General features: G+C 58.8%; 14 protein-coding genes. 5 read left to right on the forward strand and 9 right to left on the reverse strand.

All coding sequences use genetic code 11. The features are described from left to right. Window positions 1-15: 15 nt before the first annotated feature. Together O7A61_RS00930 and O7A61_RS00935 are read right to left on the reverse strand one after the other, a co-directional pair. Complete coding sequence (locus O7A61_RS00930) at window positions 16-846, reverse strand: aldo/keto reductase (RefSeq protein ID WP_337128008.1); 831 nt, start codon at window positions 844-846, stop codon at window positions 16-18. Between the two features lie 857 nt (window positions 847-1,703). Further along, window positions 1,704-2,108 (reverse strand): cupin domain-containing protein, encoded by a 405-nt coding sequence (locus O7A61_RS00935; RefSeq protein ID WP_337128009.1) that lies wholly within the window; start codon window positions 2,106-2,108, stop codon window positions 1,704-1,706. A 378-nt stretch (window positions 2,109-2,486) separates the two neighbouring features. On the opposite strand from O7A61_RS00935, the gene O7A61_RS00940 reads away from it, so the two are divergent. From O7A61_RS00940 to O7A61_RS00950, 3 genes are all read left to right on the forward strand, one after another. Beyond that, the gene (locus O7A61_RS00940) at window positions 2,487-3,941 is read left to right on the forward strand and encodes a catalase (RefSeq protein WP_337128010.1); all 1,455 of its coding nucleotides are present in this window, start codon (window positions 2,487-2,489) and stop codon (window positions 3,939-3,941) included. Between the two features lie 122 nt (window positions 3,942-4,063). After that, window positions 4,064-4,810, forward strand: coding sequence for an MIP/aquaporin family protein (locus tag O7A61_RS00945; protein ID WP_337128011.1), 747 nt, complete (start codon window positions 4,064-4,066; stop codon window positions 4,808-4,810). Between the two features lie 95 nt (window positions 4,811-4,905). Then, window positions 4,906-5,991: a sulfite oxidase gene (locus O7A61_RS00950; protein WP_337128012.1), complete on the forward strand. Its 1,086-nt coding sequence runs from the start codon at window positions 4,906-4,908 to the stop codon at window positions 5,989-5,991. 297 nt (window positions 5,992-6,288) lie between these two features. On the opposite strand, the gene O7A61_RS00955 is transcribed toward O7A61_RS00950, so the two are convergent. Continuing rightward, on the reverse strand, window positions 6,289-6,531 hold the full coding sequence (locus O7A61_RS00955) for a hypothetical protein (RefSeq protein ID WP_337128013.1): 243 nt from the start codon (window positions 6,529-6,531) through the stop codon (window positions 6,289-6,291). Window positions 6,532-6,948: 417 nt separating this feature from the next. On the opposite strand from O7A61_RS00955, the gene O7A61_RS00960 reads away from it, so the two are divergent. Further along, window positions 6,949-7,233, forward strand: coding sequence for a hypothetical protein (locus O7A61_RS00960; protein WP_337128014.1), 285 nt, complete (start codon window positions 6,949-6,951; stop codon window positions 7,231-7,233). A gap of 165 nt (window positions 7,234-7,398) precedes the next feature. On the opposite strand, the gene O7A61_RS00965 is transcribed toward O7A61_RS00960, so the two are convergent. From O7A61_RS00965 to O7A61_RS00975, 3 genes are read right to left on the reverse strand one after another with little or no spacing between them, the layout of a single operon-like run. Continuing rightward, entirely contained in the window at window positions 7,399-8,937 is a 1,539-nt protein-coding gene (locus tag O7A61_RS00965) for an efflux transporter outer membrane subunit (protein ID WP_337128015.1), read from the reverse strand. Window positions 8,938-8,939: 2 nt separating this feature from the next. After that, a complete protein-coding gene (locus O7A61_RS00970) occupies window positions 8,940-10,526 on the reverse strand; it encodes a DHA2 family efflux MFS transporter permease subunit (RefSeq protein ID WP_337128016.1) in 1,587 nt (528 codons plus the stop codon). Then, window positions 10,523-11,812 (reverse strand): HlyD family secretion protein, encoded by a 1,290-nt coding sequence (locus O7A61_RS00975; RefSeq protein WP_337128017.1) that lies wholly within the window; start codon window positions 11,810-11,812, stop codon window positions 10,523-10,525. The genes O7A61_RS00970 and O7A61_RS00975 overlap by 4 nt, the downstream gene beginning before the upstream one ends. Window positions 11,813-13,277: 1,465 nt before the next feature. Here O7A61_RS00975 and O7A61_RS00980 point away from each other — a divergent pair. Then, window positions 13,278-13,523 carry a hypothetical protein gene (locus O7A61_RS00980; protein ID WP_337128018.1) on the forward strand — a complete coding sequence of 82 codons (246 nt, stop codon included), beginning with the start codon at window positions 13,278-13,280 and terminating at the stop codon, window positions 13,521-13,523. Window positions 13,524-14,030: 507 nt separating this feature from the next. Here the strand turns inward: O7A61_RS00980 and O7A61_RS00985 are convergent. The 3 genes from O7A61_RS00985 to O7A61_RS00995 form a co-directional block, all read right to left on the reverse strand. After that, complete coding sequence (locus tag O7A61_RS00985) at window positions 14,031-14,297, reverse strand: DUF2127 domain-containing protein (protein ID WP_337128019.1); 267 nt, start codon at window positions 14,295-14,297, stop codon at window positions 14,031-14,033. Between the two features lie 42 nt (window positions 14,298-14,339). Next, entirely contained in the window at window positions 14,340-14,528 is a 189-nt protein-coding gene (locus tag O7A61_RS00990; RefSeq protein ID WP_337128020.1) for a hypothetical protein, read from the reverse strand. Between the two features lie 1,027 nt (window positions 14,529-15,555). Continuing rightward, window positions 15,556-16,647, reverse strand: a complete 1,092-nt coding sequence (locus O7A61_RS00995) for a GlxA family transcriptional regulator (protein ID WP_337128021.1) — start codon at window positions 16,645-16,647, stop codon at window positions 15,556-15,558. Window positions 16,648-17,013 lie beyond the last annotated feature (366 nt).

Below are 17,013 nucleotides of genomic sequence, written 5' to 3' on the forward strand. Positions count from 1 at the left end.
CATCGAGATGTCGTGTCAGAACAAGAACGTTGTCGTCGCCGGATCCGATCCGGTGCGACCATCCGGTGAATCGATCCCTTTGAAGGTCTCCAAGTCTTCCGCGTCCAGCTCGAAATCGAAGACGTCTAGGTTGGAGGCGATGCGTTCCTTGTGAACCGACTTCGGAATGACTATCAGCCCTTCCTGCAGGTGCCATCTAATGATCGTCTGCGCCACGGATTTCCCGTGCTTGCTGGCGATGCTTTCGATGGTTGGGTCCTTCAACAGGCGACCGCTGCCAAGGGGGCTCCAGCTTTCGATACGGATATTGTGCTTGATGTGAAATTCACGCTTGTCCCGCTGCTGGAAGCGTGGGTGGAGCTCGATCTGGTTGACCGCGGGAGTGACGCCGGTCTCGCCGATGATCCGTTCCAAATGCTCCTGATTGAAATTGGAGACGCCGATTGATTTGATCCGACCGGCGTCCCTGAGTTCGATCAGCGTCTTCCATGCCTCAACATATTTGTTCTGGCTCGGTATCGGCCAGTGGATCAGGAACAGGTCGAGCTGTTCGATATCGAGCTTGCTCATCGTCTCGTCGAAAGCGCGTAACGCGTTATCGCGCTGATGAGCACCATTGCGCAGCTTAGATGTTACGAATAACTCGTTCCTCGGGACGCCAGCGCCGCGGATAGCCTGCCCGACGCCTTCCTCGTTCCCGTACCCTTCGGCAGTGTCGATCGATCTGTAGCCCGCCTCTATCCCCCAACTCACAACCTGGGCGGTAATGGACGGATCCACCTGCCATACGCCAAGGCCGAGTTGGGCAATAGCGGAGCCATCGTTGAATCTGATCTGTTCAGGCATATTCAGATCCTATCTGCTTTTGAGTTGACGTGCTGGCTCCTCGCAATCAAGCGCAGAACAAGGTGACGAGCCGAAAAGGCGGTCCAGAAACCAAGCCTGCCTGTCCTCGATGCAGCTATTTGGGTCGCTACGGTGAGTTGCGGACAAGAATTTTCACTGGGTCTTTTTCCATGTTAAATCTACGCCACCTGGGATTTAGCGCCATCCTAGGAAAGGTGTTAGCAAATAGTCTGCTCAGATGCCTGTCGTATACTTTGGTATGCGTGGCAGGCCGTCGTCGACCCTGTGGCTCGGTGAATTTCAGCTACCCGCAGTGAGAGGTGGCGAGGCGGAGGCTTCCAACTGCAGTGATCGGATATTGTCGGATTCGGCTAGGATCTCGCGCCCCTTCGCCCGAGAACCAGAGGACGGGGCCCCACCGAATTTGAAGGGTCAGGCGCCGACCAGACGTCGGGCTCATGGACCTTCCGGGATCCGGCAATCGCTGGCGCGATCTAACCGCCGCTGTTTCCACTATTGCTTTTACCCAATGCGACGAGGGCATCGACCATTTGCCTCTTGCGCTGCAGTACCTTCTTCATGTCCACCGAGACGGACCGGTGATCACGCCGAAGTCCGTGGCTTGAGCAACAATCCGGGCAACACCCGCCACTGCCTATGACAAGGGCATCGAAACGCTCCGTTCGCCATTTAGATCCTCTGTAGATGATGAGGGATACCCAGCTTGCTCTCGCATTCCGTGCGGGCGGCCTGGGCGATAGCCCTATGCTCGGATGTCAGGATGCCAGCTCTTTCGCCGCCTATTGTAAGAAACGATGGAACGGACGGCAGGCTAGCCTGAAGCGGGCTAGCCTTGATCACGGCCACGTTTGATCGGGAAGATTGACGACGATTGGAGTCGAGGTGCTCCTGACGACCACCCAGCGAAAGGCTTCGAAATCTGAGGGATTGATTTCCATGTGCGGCAAAAACGCGGGCACATGGATAAAGTCGCCCGCTTTCGCGTGCCCAGCATATTCGCCTTTTGCGCCCCAGCGGACTTCGCATACGCCCGACAAGACATAGGCGATCGTCTGCTGCTCTCCGTGATGGTGGATGCCCGTACGGGCTCCCGGCTTGACCTCGAACAACCCGCCCCACAACGTCGATTGGATGCCCCGCTGCGGTGCGACTGCTGCCAAGCGCACGGAACCTGAGGTCTGTTCCGTGCCTGGGTCGAAGTCAGGCGGGCTGACGATGCGAATTGGTGGGTATTCGGTCACCGCTACAAAAAAATTCCTACTCGGTCGAAAATAGATGCGCTCTCGCTCATGGGACTGCAACGGGATGCACCTGCAAAGCCTCAATCTGGAGATAGTCTCGATCTTCGACAGAATCTGAGCTTGTCGGGTATTGCTTCATTCGTGCCGCTATTGCCGCGAAGTGCTGCGGCGCCTTGCGTTCGCGGGGACGCGCCTTCTCTGGCCGTGCATCCATTGAGCACGGCTTTGGGGCAAGAAAGAACGAAGAACAGCAACTCTCGCCAAGCAACGCCTTACTCGCTGAATTACAGCAAGACCATCGGCAGGAGAGCACCGTGAACTAAGCGGCCGAAGTGCGAGCGCGGCCCCCAAACGTTCGTGACAAAAAAGGAGCCCAACATGTCCACCACCAAATTCACCAACGCCACCGGCGCGCCGGTCTCCGACAACACAAACATCATGACCGCCGGTCCGCGCGGCCCCGTCCTGCTGCAGGACATTTGGCTGATCGAAAAGTTGGCGCATTTCGATCGGGAAGTGATCCCGGAACGGCGCATGCATGCCAAGGGTTGGGGCGCATACGGAACCCTCACCGTAACGCACGACGTCACCCGCTACACCAAGGCCAAGATCTTCTCGGAGATCGGCAAGGTGACGCCAATGTTCGCGCGCTTCTCGACTGTCGCCGGCGAGCGCGGCGCGGCCGATGCGGAACGCGACATCCGCGGCACCGCGCTGAAGTTCTACACCGAAGAGGGCAACTGGGACATCGTGGGCAACAACACCCCCGTGTTCTTCTTCCGTGATCCGTTGCGGTTCGCGGACCTGAACCACGCCATCAAGCGCGACCCGCGTACTGGCCTGCGCAGCGCGGACAACAATTGGGATTTTTGGACACTGCTCCCCGAGGCGCTTCACCAGGTTACCGTCGTCATGTCCGATCGCGGCATCCCGAAGAGCTTCCGCAACATGCACTTGTTCGGCAGTCATACCTTCTCGATGATCAATGCCGCCAACGAACGTGTTTGGGTCAAGTTCCACTTCCGCACGCAACAGGGCATTGCCAACCTTACCGACGCCGAAGCGGCTGCACTCGTGGCGACCGACCGGGAGAGCAACGGACGCGACCTCCTTGATGCGATCGAGGGGCGCGACTTCCCGCGCTGGACACTCTTCATCCAGGTCATGACCGAGGCTCAGGCTAAGACCCACAAACATAATCCCTTCGACCTGACCAAGGTGTGGCCGAAGGCCGACTACCCGCTGATCGAGGTCGGCGTGATTGAGCTCAACCGCTATCCTGAGAATTATTTCGCCGAAGTGGAACAGGCTGGGTTCTCCCCTGCCAACATCGTTCCCGGTATCGGTTTCTCGCCCGATAAAATGCTCCAGGCTCGGCTATTCTCCTATGGCGACGCGCAACGCTACCGGCTTGGGGTCAATTTCAACCTTATACCGGTCAACGCTCCGAAGTGCCCGTTTCAAAGCTACCATCGCGACGGCAAGATGCGGACGGACGGCAATCTCGGCGGAACGGTCACTTTCAATCCAAACAGCGCCGGCCTGTGGGACAACCAGCCCGATTTCGCCGAGCCGGCGCTGCCGCTCGACGGGGAAGCGGCGCATTACGACCATCGCGTGGATGACGATCATTGGGAGCAGCCTGGCAACCTATTCCGCAAGATGACTAGGGCGCAGCGGCAAGTGCTGTTCGATAACACCGCCCGCGCGATGGGTGATGCACGGCCGCACGTCAAGCAGCGCCATGTGGAGAACTGCACGCGGGCCGATCCGGCATACGGGGCGGGCGTGGCGCGGGCGCTGCAGATGTCCTCACGGGTCGCAGCCGAATAGAGACCTGCTTCGCCGACCGTCAGAGGTTCTGCGTTTGTCGGTCGGCGAGCCTGCCAGCATTTTGCGCTCGGGCCAAACCTTATCGCTCGAGTTGGCGCCCAACCCATCTCAGGAGATCAGCGATGTCCAAACCAATTGCCCCCAAGCTCCTTGCGGAATTCATCGGCACCTTCGCCTTCGTGTTCATCGGCGCCGGCGCGGCTGCGGTGATCGGCGACGGAACCGGCCTGAACGGTATCGCCGCGATTGCCTTCGCCCATGGCCTGACCATCATGGTCTTTGCCTTTGCTTACGGCAGCATTTCGGGAGGTCACATGAACCCGGCGGTCACCGTCGGCGTGCTCGCAGCCGGCGCCATCCGCGTCGGCGACGCGCTCGCCTACATCGTGAGTCAGCTCGTCGGCGGCATTGCCGGCGCGCTGGTATTGCGGGCCGTGCTCGGCGGCACGGCTACAGGCCTCGGCATGCCGCAACTGGCGCAAGGTCTCGTGCTAGGCGCGACAACGGTCACGATCACGCCCGCAGCCGGCTTCGTGATCGAGGCTGCGCTCGCTTTCTTCCTGGTCACTGTCGTGCTCAGCACCGCTGTGGCCGGCCGTGCCGGCAACCTCGCGCCGCTGGCGATCGGAATGACTGTCACGCTCAATATCATCATGGCCGCAGCCTTGACGGGCGCCCCGTTCAATCCGGCGCGGGCTCTTGGCCCTATGGTAGCGACCGGAAATTTCGCCGATGCGTGGCTGTATACGATAGCACCAGTCATCGGTGCTGTGATCGCCGCTTTCGTGCATTTGGGACTGAGGCGGCTCGCCCACGAGGATCGAATAGGCACGCAGGCGCCAGCCGCGCCAGCTGCGCCAGCTGAATGAGTGTCGCAAAACTCCGAAGCGCCGGCTCGACGTCCACAGCAGTCGGATGACGCCCGCCGACGCCTAGGAGACGATGACATTCAGAAAAGTATTACATGAACAATACGCGATATTCTTCGGCAGGGCTGATCATCCGACAGCGGGAGCCCAAAAATCTGGAAACTCCTTTCGATCGGATCGACTCCTATCTCACTCCGACGGCGCTGTTCTACATACGCAGTCATTTTCCGAGGCCGACGCTCGACCGAGCATCATATCAACTGCGTATCGATGGTGCCGTCAGGCACCCGTTTGCCTTAAGTTACGAACAACTGCGAAACATGCCGTCCGAAACGCGGGTCGCCACCCTGGAGTGCGCTGGCAACAGCCGGGTTTTTCTCATCCCGCAGGTGCAGGGAGCACAGTGGGAGCTCGGCGCCGCCGGCAATGCGGAATGGACCGGTGTACCTTTGCGGGCGTTGCTGGAGCGCGCCGGCCTGGCAGACGATGCGTGCGAGATCGTGCTCGAAGGAGCGGACCGAGGAGCACCCAAAGAAGAGCCCCGGCCACCCGACCCGATCTCGTACGTCTGGAGCTTGCCCCGAGCCAAGGCCATTCAGCCGGAAGTCCTGATCGCGTATCAGATGAACGGACAGGATCTCCCGCTGGATCATGGATTTCCGGTCCGCGCAATCGTGCCTGGTCACTATGGAATGGCCTCCGTCAAATGGTTGACGCGCATCGAAGCCGTGCGGGATCCGTTTCACGGTTACTGGCAGACAACGGATTACGCTTACTGGGCTTTGACGAATGGAAAGCCCGTGCGGCGGGCGTTGGGAGAGATGAAGCTCAAGTCCGAAATCGCGCGACCTCGTATCTACGAAACCTTGGTCCCGAACCGGATTTACACAGTTTCCGGCGCCGCATGGGCAGGCGAGAGCGACGTGACCGAGATTCAAGTAAGCACCGATGGCGGCCTTGGCTGGGCTGAGGCAGAATTCCTGGATCCAGTGCGACGACATGCTTGGCGACGTTGGAAATTCGATTGGCTGACGCCGAAAGGGCCGGGCCAGTACACGTTGCTGGCTCGTGCCAAGGACGCGAGTGGTGCGTTCCAACCTTACGACCACGATCAGGCCTATGGCGGCTACGCAATCAATCACTGTCTTTCGATTGAGGTATTCATAGATGGTTCTGGGTAAGCGATGGGGTGCCGGGGCGGCTGAGTGGTCACACTTTCGGGCGCAAGTGCACTTCCTTAGCCGCCCAAGCCGATCATGGATCCTCCGGGGCATTCATAAAGATCGGCACGGTAGATGCAACGTATGCGTCAGATAGCCGAAACGTATTATATTTAAATTGGCCCTCTGCCTCCATATCAATTTGGCTTTCAAAATCATGAGAGCTCTAAAGATAAGGAGTTTGCTATGAGACGGTCGAAAACAATACTTATGATGGTGGCACTGGGTGCAGTGCTGGCTGCGGGCTCGGCGACGGAATCAATGGCGCGCGGAGGCGGGGGTGGCGGCGGCCATGGCGGCGGCGGCGGGGGTCATGGCGGCGGCTTCGGCGGCGGCCGTGGCATCGGGGGCGGTTTCGGCGGCCATGGCATCGGAAGCGGTTTCGGCGGCCATGGCATCGGAAGCGGTTTCGGCGGCCACGGCATAGAGAGCGGTTTCGGCGGCCATGGCATCGCCGGCAGCCTCGGTAGCCACAGCGCCGCCCATGGCTTCAGCAGCCATCATTCACTCGGAGTGACCCACCACGTTGGATCGGTGGGGCATCCCCATTATCGTCACGGATACTACGGTTCGGACTACTTCTGCGGTTACCCGTACCCGTACGGCTACGAAGATCCATACAATCCGTACGCATACGACCCATACTGCCCGTGATCCACTACACCCTTTCGACTCCGGCCTCCACAGTATGAGTGGAGGTCGGATTTGAACGATGAAAGATTTGGCTTGCTCGTGCCGCACAGTGAATCACCGCTACTGTCAAGCGCGTCACCAGAACCGGCATAGTAGCTCAACGGCCCATACCTATAACTGCAATGTATAAGCATGCTGACCGTAAGTGCTATGTTGATTCTTATATCCTGCACCTACTTAATTATAGAGTTAAATAACATAGCTAAACCGTAGGAGTATATGGTGATGAGACCGACAAAAATACTGGCGAAGATTGCTTTGGCCGCACTGCTGGCGACCGGGTCGGCGACGATCTCGATCGCGCGCGGCGGCGGTGGTGATGGTCATGCCATAGACTTCAGCGGTGGTGGCATTGCCCACCGTCACCGACACCACAAGATCTTTTTTAGCGATCCAGGATATCACTACCAGCCTTGGTGGAACTACGATACCGATGCTGCTTACTGCTCGTTCGATGCCGTGAACTCGAGCTACTATGGATCCAATGGAATGTGGCGCTCTTGCCCGTGATCCAAAGTCGCCAATTAGAGCCCTTCTGGTTCGGATTGAAGCAAAGTCGTGCCGATGAAGCGACATCCCGGCGGAAGGCGACGCCCGCCCGATGTCGTTCATCGGCAGGCCTGCTGACAAAGCGAGCATCCGAGACGAGCGGCTTCAGAACAAGCATCGACAGAGTCATGTCAGGTTCTTTGTCCTTGGAGTTCTTTGAGCGCTGATCGGCGGCTCGGGCAGCGGGCTCGGGTATGTCAATTCCCATCCGCCACCAAGCCCTTTGTACAACTGGACGAGATCGATCGAGATGTTGGTCGTGCTCTGCGCATAATTCTGTTCGGCTTGCAGCAGCGTGCGCTCCGTGTCGAGCACAGTGGTGAAGTCGGCGACGCCATCATTGTAGCGGACGCGGGCTAGCGACAAGGCTTCTCGCGAGCGCTTGACCTGCGCTGCCAGCCGGTCACGGCGTTGCTGTTCGGTCCGGTGGGCGACCAGGGCATTGACGACATCGTGCCAGGCTTGCAGAACGGTCTTGTGATAGGCGATCGCCGCCTCTACCTGTTGCGCCTTGCGAAGCTCCAATGTCGCCTTCAGCCGGCCACCCTCGAAGATCGGCATCGAAATGCTGGGTCCGACATTGGTCAGGATCGCACTGGTCGTCAGTAAACTCCCAGCCTTGAGGGCGTCGAAGCCCACCGCTCCGTTCAATTGAACCGTTGGGTAGAATTCGGCGACCGCCACTCCGATGTCGGCGGTGGCGGCGTGAAGCTGCGCCTCGGCTGCGCGAATGTCCGGACGGCGGCGCGCCAAGTCGGAGGGAATGCCGATCGGAATCCTGGCGGGCGACGGCGGTACCGGTTTCGTGGTGGCGAGTTCGCCGCGCAAGGCATCGGGCGGCATGTCGAGCAGAAAGCTCAAGGCGTTGATCTCCTGCGCTTCTTGGTGTTCCAGGCTGGGCAGCTCCGCCCGGACAGCTTCGACCTGGGCGGATGCATTGTCGACGTCGAGACTGGCCGTCAGGCCGCTCTGCTGGCGCGTTTGCGTCAACTGCAGAATATCCTGCTGGATAACAAGGTTGTCGGTGGCGATCTTGATCAAGGTCTGCGTGCCGCGCAGTTGGATATAGTCGCGTGCGGTTTCCGCCAGGCTCGAGAGGAGCGCGCCACGCCGCTGCTCCTCGGAAGACTGCACTTGCGCATCCGCCGCTTCAACCTGGCGGCGGACGTGCCCCCAAAGATCGAGTTCCCATGACGCATCGAAACCGCTGGTAAACAGGTCCGTCGGCCCTGTGGCAGAAATGGTGCTCGACCCAGCGAGACCGTCGATCAGACTGCCTTTGATACTCGGATCGCTCAGTTTTTCATTTTGGTATCTAGCGCTGCCTTTCAGATCAGGCAGTTGGGCGGAGGCCACAGTACCACGCTGAGAACGGCTTTCAGCGAGATGGACGGTCGCAGTCTTTACGTCGAGGTTGGCCTCAGCGACCCTCTTCTCCAGAGAGGTAAGGGTAGGATCGTGAAAAACCTGCCACCAAGCGGAGTCGACAGGCTGCTGAGCCGCCGCACTGAATCCCGTGGTACTCGCAGGCGCGGCTGCCGTGCGGCTGGTGTACCAGCGTTTGGGCAGGGCCGGGTCCGGCTGGACGAAATCTGGGCCAACACTGCATGCTGCCAGAGCCAACGTGCCGGAAATCGCTGCAACAGTGGGCAATTTGTAGCGCATGATCAAGCCCTGTGGCCGGCGCCAACGCCGCCGCTCGCCATCTTGCCCGACAGGAAGAGGCAGAAGGGAACGGCAAGGAAGGCGAGGCATGAGAAGAACAGAAACACATCGGAATACGCCAGGACGGCAACTTGCGATCGGAAGCTTTGGTACACACCCCCAACCGCCATTTCGTGCGCGATCCCAGCAGGCTGTCCAACCGCCTCCAACGCACGCTCGTACTGAGCGACCAGCGCGTTGTAGGGTTGATGAAAGGGCGAAGCCCATTCCGACAGATAGGACTGCCGGACCTGGCTTTGCTCTGTGACGAGCGACGTCGCGGCAGAAATGCCGATCGAACCGAATACATTGCGAAGCATTGAAAAAAGGGCTGCCCCGTCGCCGCTCAGTTCGCGCGGCAGGGTGGAATAAGTGATCGTACTGATCGGCACGAAAAGGAATGCGAGGCCGGCAGTCTGCAAGCTGCGCATGATGACAAGCGTCGAAAAATCTATGTTCGGCGCCAGGTGGCTCGAAAAGAGCAGCGCCGATCCCATGATGAGAAAGCCAGCGGCGATGACGAAGCGCGCCTGGATGATGATCAAGAGGCGCCCGACGATCGGAATAAGGAGGATGATGACAACGCCACCTGGGGAGAGAATGAGCCCCGCCCAGGTCGCGGTGTAGCCAAGGACCTGTTGCGCGAATTGCGGAATGACGACGGCGCTGGCGTAGAGAATGCATCCCGTCGCCGCGATCAGTGCGCTGCCGCCGGCGAAATTCCTGTCCCTGAACACATCGAGATTGACGATCGGCTTGCGGGCAATGAGTAGCCAGCCAATGGCGCCGGCAATGCCGAGGAAGGCGAGAAGCGCCATGACTATGATGGCCGACGAACCGAACCAATCGTCGTCGGTGCCCCGGTCCATCATGATCTGCAGGCCTCCGAGCCCAACCGTGATGAGGGAAAGGCCAACGTAGTCGAGACCCCGGCGCTTTCGGCTCTTCACCCACGGCGGGTCTTCAACCAGGATCGAATTCACAACCACTGCGAAGATGCCCACGGGTACATTGATGAAGAATATCCAGGGCCAGCTCCACTGATCGGTGATGAAGCCGCCAAGCGTCGGACCGAGGATCGGGGCGACGATTGTAGCGATCGCGGTGACGCCGAATGCAGCCGCGCGTCTGGCCGGAGGAAACGTGTCCAATATGATCGATTGTTGGTTCGGCTGCAGGCCGCCGCCAAAGAAACCCTGCAGCAGCCGGAACACTATCAGCTCGCCCAGACTCGTCGACATTCCGCACAGGAACGAGCAGACCGTGAACATGCCGATGCAGATCAGAAAGTAACGTTTGCGTCCCAATAGATCGCTCAGCCAGCCCGAAATGGTCAGCACGATTCCGTTCGCAACCAAGTAGGAGGTCAGCGCCCAGGTTGCCTCGTCATTGCTCGCAGAAAGACTGCCGGCGATGTGCGGCAATGCGACATTGACGATCGTGGTGTCGAGGATTTCCATGAAGGCGGCAAGCGTTACGCAGACCGCAATCAGCCAGGGATTGTAGCGGGGCTTCCAGTCGGCGCCGGCTTCAGTTGGAGCGCTGCTCATCGAACGGTCACCGTCGGAATCACCGATATCCCGAGCGGCAGCGGAAGTTTGGGATCGAGTCCCCGGTCGATGATGATCTTGACTGGCACGCGCTGAACGATCTTCACGAAATTGCCGGTGGCGTTCTCCGGCGGAAAGGCCGTGAACTTCGAACCGGACCCCATCTGGACACTGTCAACATGACCGTGAAGGTCGAGATCCGGATAGGCATCTATGTCGATCTTCACGCTCTGGCCAGCCCGCAGAGCGTCGAGCTGGTTCTCCTTAAAGTTGGCGGTAACCCACACGTCCGGTGAAACGATCGAGAATAACTGCTGGCCGGGCGTGACGTAGTTGCCCATTTCCACGTTGCGCCGGGTTATCCAGCCGTCCTGCGGTGCGGTGACAACCGTCCAGGACAGGTTGAGCGCCTGCTGATCGAGTTGGGCCTGAGCCTGCTCGACTTGTGCCGTTAGTTGTTTGACTTGCATATCGCTCTGGCCGATATGCTGCTCCACCGGCGAACTCAGCTGAACCTGGGCTTCGGCTTGAGTAACCTGAGCCTCGCCCTGGCGCAGCGCGTCCAACGCCGCATCGACCTGCTGCTGGGTGGTCGCAGCCTTGGGAAGGTCGTGTTGCCGGTCATAGTCGGCTTGCGCTCTATTCAGATTCGCCTTGGCCGTCACCAGTTGGGCCTGGGCCTGCTCCAGCAAAGCCGGGAAATTCTTGCGGGCGATTTCGGCAATCAGCCGTTCGCCGGCAGCTTGCGCCCTGGCGCTGTCGAGTGTGCCCTGGGCCCTGTCCCGTTCGATCGTGTAGGGGCGCGGATCGATGTGAGCCAGCGGATCGCCCTTGTGGACATACTGGTTGTCCGTCACATCCAGCGAAACGACGAGGCCGGTAACCTGCGGCGCGATGGTGACAACCCGCCCATCCGTATAGGCGTCATCCGTGCTCACGATGTTTCGGTTCACATACCAGAAATAGAACCCGCCGATGACGAGAGCCGCCAGGGCGAGCAAGCCGACGATAAAGACCGCCGGCCGTCGCCCTGCGTGCATCGCGTACGGATCCGGTGAACCGCTCCCTTGCCCCGTCTCTTCGACAGCGGGCTCGTGCTCGGCTGGGCTCGCCTCGGCGACAGGATCTCTAGGTCCTGGCGCGGCAGTCAACCTCACGGCGCTGCCCGCAACCGTCTCCCGGCTGTTTAGGAGGGGGATGTGCAGACCACTGCGGGCCACTGCCCGGGCTCCGTTGACTTCGGCTGGGCCCGGGGCGCTGGGCTTGATAGTGTCGGTCTGCGACATGCTTCATCTCTCTTATGCAAACCGTTTGTCATGCAAACCGGCCGGAGGCCGCCGTGCTCGGTCGACGAACCTGTCGGGTCCTCGCCGGCTGCGGAGACCGTTTGCTTTTCAAAACGCGTGACGGGTGGCTCTCGCTATAGCTGGCGGAGTATCCGATGACCGGCTGCCTCTCCATTTGAAGCGAGTGTAGTTAGCCGTGTCGGGTCTCTCCAATCCGACCTACGTATGAGTGGATAAAGTGTCGGTCTGAAAGGCTCATACTTTGGTATGCCCGCCGCACGCGCCCGGGCTTCCCAAGCAACGCGACCACGGCCCTGAATGGGTCGCAAGAGCCTCACAACGGTTACCTGGCAACAACGTGCGCCCACGTCGGGCCTGACCATCCGCAACATGACATCGCGGGGTCTAGCTTCTCGCGCACGTATGGGAGGTCTGACTGCGCCGTCGCCAAGCGAAAAAAATGGGCCGATGACGACGCGTCACCGGCCCAACGAACCCGCGCCACGGCGAGCGCCCCGGGGGGAGCAAGGCGCCCGCCAAGACCGACCGAGAGAGGGAGAGGGGGGTCTGGCGATCAGCTTTGACACGAGATGGTCTGCGGCAGATGAGTTTTCAAACCGATGGCCGAAATCAACATCAGCGCAGCGCCGATCAAGAGACTACTTCATCGCGCTAAATATGCTTGTCCGCTATTGCCAAGTTTATGTTGTAATTGCCTCAATTTTAGGGTGGTGGGACATCCAGAGACTTGCCAGCTGGCCAGGCGCTGATGCGACGACCGGGTGGTTTTAATTCCAGATCAGGCTGCTGAAGTGACCAAAGTCGAGTGATGGTACCGGCCACATAGATGCACCTCCTGCCGATAAATAGTGGCGGAGCTCCAGGCCATTACGGTCGTAAATTCCAGCAAGGCAAACGACGAGGCCGTCCGAATGTCTACCGTCAGTCTGATGCGTCGGCTGGTTACGACGCTGTTGCGTTCGCAACTGGGCTCGACCTAGCGGCCTGAATCGTTACCGATCTGCAGATTGCCGGTCATGACCGGTCTCCAGCTTCAGAACCTGCTTCGGGTCGCGGCTATACGACACCCGTTATCTTCATCATTCCTATCCGGAAAGACAGGCCCGGGAGTAATGGATTAATAGTATCGCATACATGGGGATAACTCTGTAAAGCGAGGGTATTATACCAAATCAACATCACTGACATTATGTTAGATTGGTAACGACATATTCGATGTCGCCTAAAAGGAGAATACAATGACCAAACGAACCGTACTTTTGGCAATTGCCATTGCGACAATGTTGACGACCGGGACTGCTGCGCTGGCAGCTCGTGGCGACAGCGCTTTGGACTGGCCCAACAAGTCCTGCATCGATGGAATCCCCAACGTCAGCCACGGGGGTCATGTTCCCTGCTAATGGGGGAGTTTCAATCGAATCCGGGCCTGAGCCCGGATTCGATTATGCGCTTCTCGACCAATCCGGGTCTGCCGTTCAAGCAGGTGCTGCGCTCGCCCGCAGGTGCATCTCAGAAAAACTTACTGCGGATTGCAAAGGCCACGGTCAGCAGCATGGGCAGGGGGCGAGCTGCGCCGGGTCGAACCGTAGACCAGAGGGCGACCTGTATTGCGCCCTCTTCACCGTCGACGATGGAGCTGGCGCAGCACGGCTGGAATCGCTTCACAGTCCTGTTTCATATGGGTGCATGACCGGACGGGGAATTGCTTCCGCTGACGCGCGAACGAAATTGGAAACTTGGGGGACCGATGTCCCTGCCGATGAACAATCGATCCACCCTCTCTCGTCCGGGCGATCCTCGTGAAGCTTCGAGGTCATGTCGCACATCAGTGATCGGGCGCGCGTGAGGACGCGCATGGGGCCCTTACCTCCCAGGCAGACTATGCCGGCGCCGGGTGTCTACTCTGTCCTGCGGCTCCCAGTGTGGCTAAGGCGCTATGTCGTGACGGTCCGACTGAATCAGAATGGGCGTGATCGCACAGGCGGGTCCTAATCGCACACGAGGAACGCCAATGGTTGATATTTATTCCCGTGAAGGCGCGATCGGCACTGCGGTGCAGAGCGACGGCCTGCCGGCTGTCGAGTCTGCCTGTCTCTTTTGCGATGCCGAGATGAGTGCGGCTGCTCGGCTGGCTCACCCGTCAATGCGATAAATAGAACTCCGGATGCCCGGCGGTTGGCTCTTACCTCACGCAAATTTATTGCCGTCCTCTCGATCGGCGCCAACTGGCTTCTATTTTGTGGCTCTGGACGAGACGATATTCATGCCAGACCAGCCAGACGACCAACAGGTCGAACAGTGTGAGCACGATCAGGCCCGCTGAGTGAGTATAGCTGAAGCGATAGAGCTGGTAGATGATGAACAGCAGAAGGGCGGCGAGCGAGGCCGGATACGCCCATAGCCTGCGCTTCAGCAAAGCGGCCACCAATTTGGACCAGACCGTGGCTGAGAAGGTAGAACGCATAAAAGTGCTGCGTACTGACCGAAAAATGGCTCGCCATCGTCATCAACTGACTTGCATGAAATCGTGCCGATTCTCGCCCAGCTCTCCCAGCGTCAGCCGATTAACCAGCGAAACGATCGTGCTGGTGGCGACAAAGGCGAGGACCAGGCCGCCGATGCATTCGATCAGCGCATGTGCGCCCTTAAGCAGCAGGCTGACCGCGAAAATCTGATGGACACGCTGCTCGTTCATGGGCTTTCCGCCGTTTGGCGTCGGTGCGTCAACGCTGGACCTGAACATGACTGGCATTTCAAGCTTCGAGCTGAAGAGCGCCCGTTTTCCTCTTCCAAGGCTGATTCGCGGAGAGCGTGGCAGGCCAGCGCTGGCCTGCTTAGGCTTCGTGCCCCGTGGTCAGCGAAAGGATGGAATAATCCAGGGATCATCATCGTATCCAAGGCGCGGCTCGGACTTACCTTCCCGGTAATGCGGTGAAGTCGGCACAGTTCCTGTCGAACGGCAGTTCAACCCAGCAACTGCGGCGCACGGTGACGTTATGGCTTTTTTCTCGTGGGCAATTGCGAAGCCGGATCCGGCAAACACAATTGCCGCGCAAACAATCGCTAATCTCATCGTAAATCTCCTGGCAACGCATCTGTTAAAGCTGGCCCGACTGCGCTTGCAGCAGCAGCGGGGGGAAGTCGGGCCCTTGCGGAGTTGCGACCTCCCGGTTTGCCAAAGATGTTATGTGGCTAGCAGTGAGGCAATTTATCTCTTCCGGTGTGACAGCTAACTCTTCCGTTTGAGCATTCCGCCTGCCCGCGGTGCATCGAAACTCGGCGGCAGTTATTGGGTGAGGCTAAGAGGGTCTGAGGGGGCGCGAAACAACTCGTCTCGATCCCAGCTGAAGGACTGCACGTCTGCGCCTGCCCGATCCTCGTCATTTCTTACCGCTTATGGCGGCGGATCGGGGTGGCGAAGGCACGTCACGGTAGCCAAGCCAAGTCGAGACCCAGCACACATGATCATCGTGCAAAGCGCAACGAGCAAGCCGGACCTGAACGGCTGGGCGCCGGAAGCTTAGATCGAGGATGTCATGCGCGCTGAGGCGAAGACCGCGGGGCCGCGACGGTCCGAGTTTCGCGCGTCGGATTATCACCCGATCCGTAGCGAGTTGATCCTGAGGAGCTACTCCTGATAGCGCAACTTGCCCAGGGGCCTTCGGCCGAACTAGACAGTGTGCGGTCCGTGCCGCCCTGGCTCCTGAAGGGCCCGGCAGCTCTTACCTCACCGCCGTGAGCCCAATCGGATCCTTGATCACCCGCTTGCCCATGGACGAGTATGGCTTGGAAGCATCCTGAAATGGTCTTTGAAGCTTTTCGAAAAAATGTGAAGACGAGACATAACCGCATGCAATGGCCACTTCAATGACTGGCATGTCTGTCATTTCTAGAAGCTGTCGTGCTCGTTGCAACCTGATGGTTGAATAGTATTGCATCGGCGTCGTCTTCATGTGCTTTGCGAATAGGCGCTCCACTTGGCGACGTGACAGCGTGAGGCATTTCGCTATGTGATCAAGCGGCAACGGCTCTGCTACGTTCTTCTCCATTAATTTAATGGCCCGAACCAGCTTCTCGACAGTACCATGGCGGAGCCCGGGGGGTACCGACTGGCAATGGGAACCAGTTCGAAATCTGTCGGCTGTCAACTGGCCACATATTCGGCTGGCCAAGTCGCCCCCGAGCCGGACATCTACCATTTCGGCGGCGAGATCGAATGCCGCGAAATCACCAGCGCACGTCGTTACCGATCCTTCATGGACGAATAGACAATCTTCGGCAACTAAGTCTGGGAATGTTTCTGCGAAGGCGGCGAGCCTCGAGGCGTGAATCGTGCAGCGCATTCCGCCACGCAGAATTCCAGCATCAGCCAACAACCAAGTTGCCGTTCCGATCGCACAAATGGGCAACTTGTAGCGATTTCTCCTTCTCAGAAGAGAGGAGATTTCTGACGATCTAAGGCTCTCGATGCGCTCGCCCCCGATCAAAACAAGGACGGATAGGCCATCATCGTCTTTGCAGGTGTTGATATCGACGTCGACGGAAATTGGAATCCCAGTCGAGCTCACTACTGGACTTCTGCTGTCGGCTCCAACAAGCTGCCAGGTGAATAGTTCCTGGCCGGCGTTTTGGTTGGCATGGTGGAAAGCCGACACAAACGATGAAAGGCTAAGAAGAGAAAATCCCGGTAAGAGAAGAATGCCTAGCACGTCAGCGCCGACATCTGGTGAAGGATCTTTTAACGAGCACCATTTAGAGTTCGAGACGGAACCCGCTAGATTCAACTCCCCCATACGGCTCGTGTGCATGCTCATTTAACTGATCTCAAAAGTCATCGTCGGGAGTGAAACCTGATGAAAGCGAGCCTGTCGAACTTGGTTAGTGTACCGGGTGAATGCCCATTGCAGTTTCAACGCTCTCCTGCACGACCTGCAGAGAGGAACATTCGCGGTCCCGGCCGGAATTCGTGTCCCCTTCAATGGTTCTTCCTGACATCTCATCAAACAAATGTACGATATAGATCGATAATAGGAAACAATTGTACCGAAGTCAACCTCGGCGTAATGGAGAAGGGAGAGCCCGCCGTCCCTGATAAATGCCCTATGTGCTCGCATTGGTCGTCCAACTGCGCGTCGTCGTTTGTGCGACGGATTCTCAGCATTGTCTTTGCCGCCGGATGC

The sequence above is a fragment of the Mesorhizobium sp. Cs1321R2N1 genome (assembly GCF_037179725.1).
Classification (GTDB): domain Bacteria; phylum Pseudomonadota; class Alphaproteobacteria; order Rhizobiales; family Rhizobiaceae; genus Mesorhizobium; species Mesorhizobium salmacidum.

Bases quoted from the DNA above. Each gene is read 5' to 3' on its own strand.
- O7A61_RS00930 (WP_337128008.1), bottom strand. From the start codon at position 846: ATGCCTGAACAGATCAGATTCAACGATGGCTCCGCTATTGCCCAACTC.
- O7A61_RS00940 (WP_337128010.1), top strand. From the start codon at position 2,487: ATGTCCACCACCAAATTCACCAACGCCACCGGCGCGCCGGTCTCCGAC.
- O7A61_RS00945 (WP_337128011.1), top strand. From the start codon at position 4,064: ATGTCCAAACCAATTGCCCCCAAGCTCCTTGCGGAATTCATCGGCACC.
- O7A61_RS00950 (WP_337128012.1), top strand. From the start codon at position 4,906: ATGAACAATACGCGATATTCTTCGGCAGGGCTGATCATCCGACAGCGG.
- O7A61_RS00955 (WP_337128013.1), bottom strand. From the start codon at position 6,531: ATGGCTGCTGAAGCCATGGGCGGCGCTGTGGCTACCGAGGCTGCCGGC.
- O7A61_RS00960 (WP_337128014.1), top strand. From the start codon at position 6,949: ATGAGACCGACAAAAATACTGGCGAAGATTGCTTTGGCCGCACTGCTG.
- O7A61_RS00965 (WP_337128015.1), bottom strand. From the start codon at position 8,937: ATGCGCTACAAATTGCCCACTGTTGCAGCGATTTCCGGCACGTTGGCT.
- O7A61_RS00970 (WP_337128016.1), bottom strand. From the start codon at position 10,526: ATGAGCAGCGCTCCAACTGAAGCCGGCGCCGACTGGAAGCCCCGCTAC.
- O7A61_RS00975 (WP_337128017.1), bottom strand. From the start codon at position 11,812: ATGTCGCAGACCGACACTATCAAGCCCAGCGCCCCGGGCCCAGCCGAA.
- O7A61_RS00980 (WP_337128018.1), top strand. From the start codon at position 13,278: ATGCGCTTCTCGACCAATCCGGGTCTGCCGTTCAAGCAGGTGCTGCGC.
- O7A61_RS00985 (WP_337128019.1), bottom strand. From the start codon at position 14,297: ATGCGTTCTACCTTCTCAGCCACGGTCTGGTCCAAATTGGTGGCCGCT.
- O7A61_RS00990 (WP_337128020.1), bottom strand. From the start codon at position 14,528: ATGAACGAGCAGCGTGTCCATCAGATTTTCGCGGTCAGCCTGCTGCTT.
- O7A61_RS00995 (WP_337128021.1), bottom strand. From the start codon at position 16,647: ATGAGCATGCACACGAGCCGTATGGGGGAGTTGAATCTAGCGGGTTCC.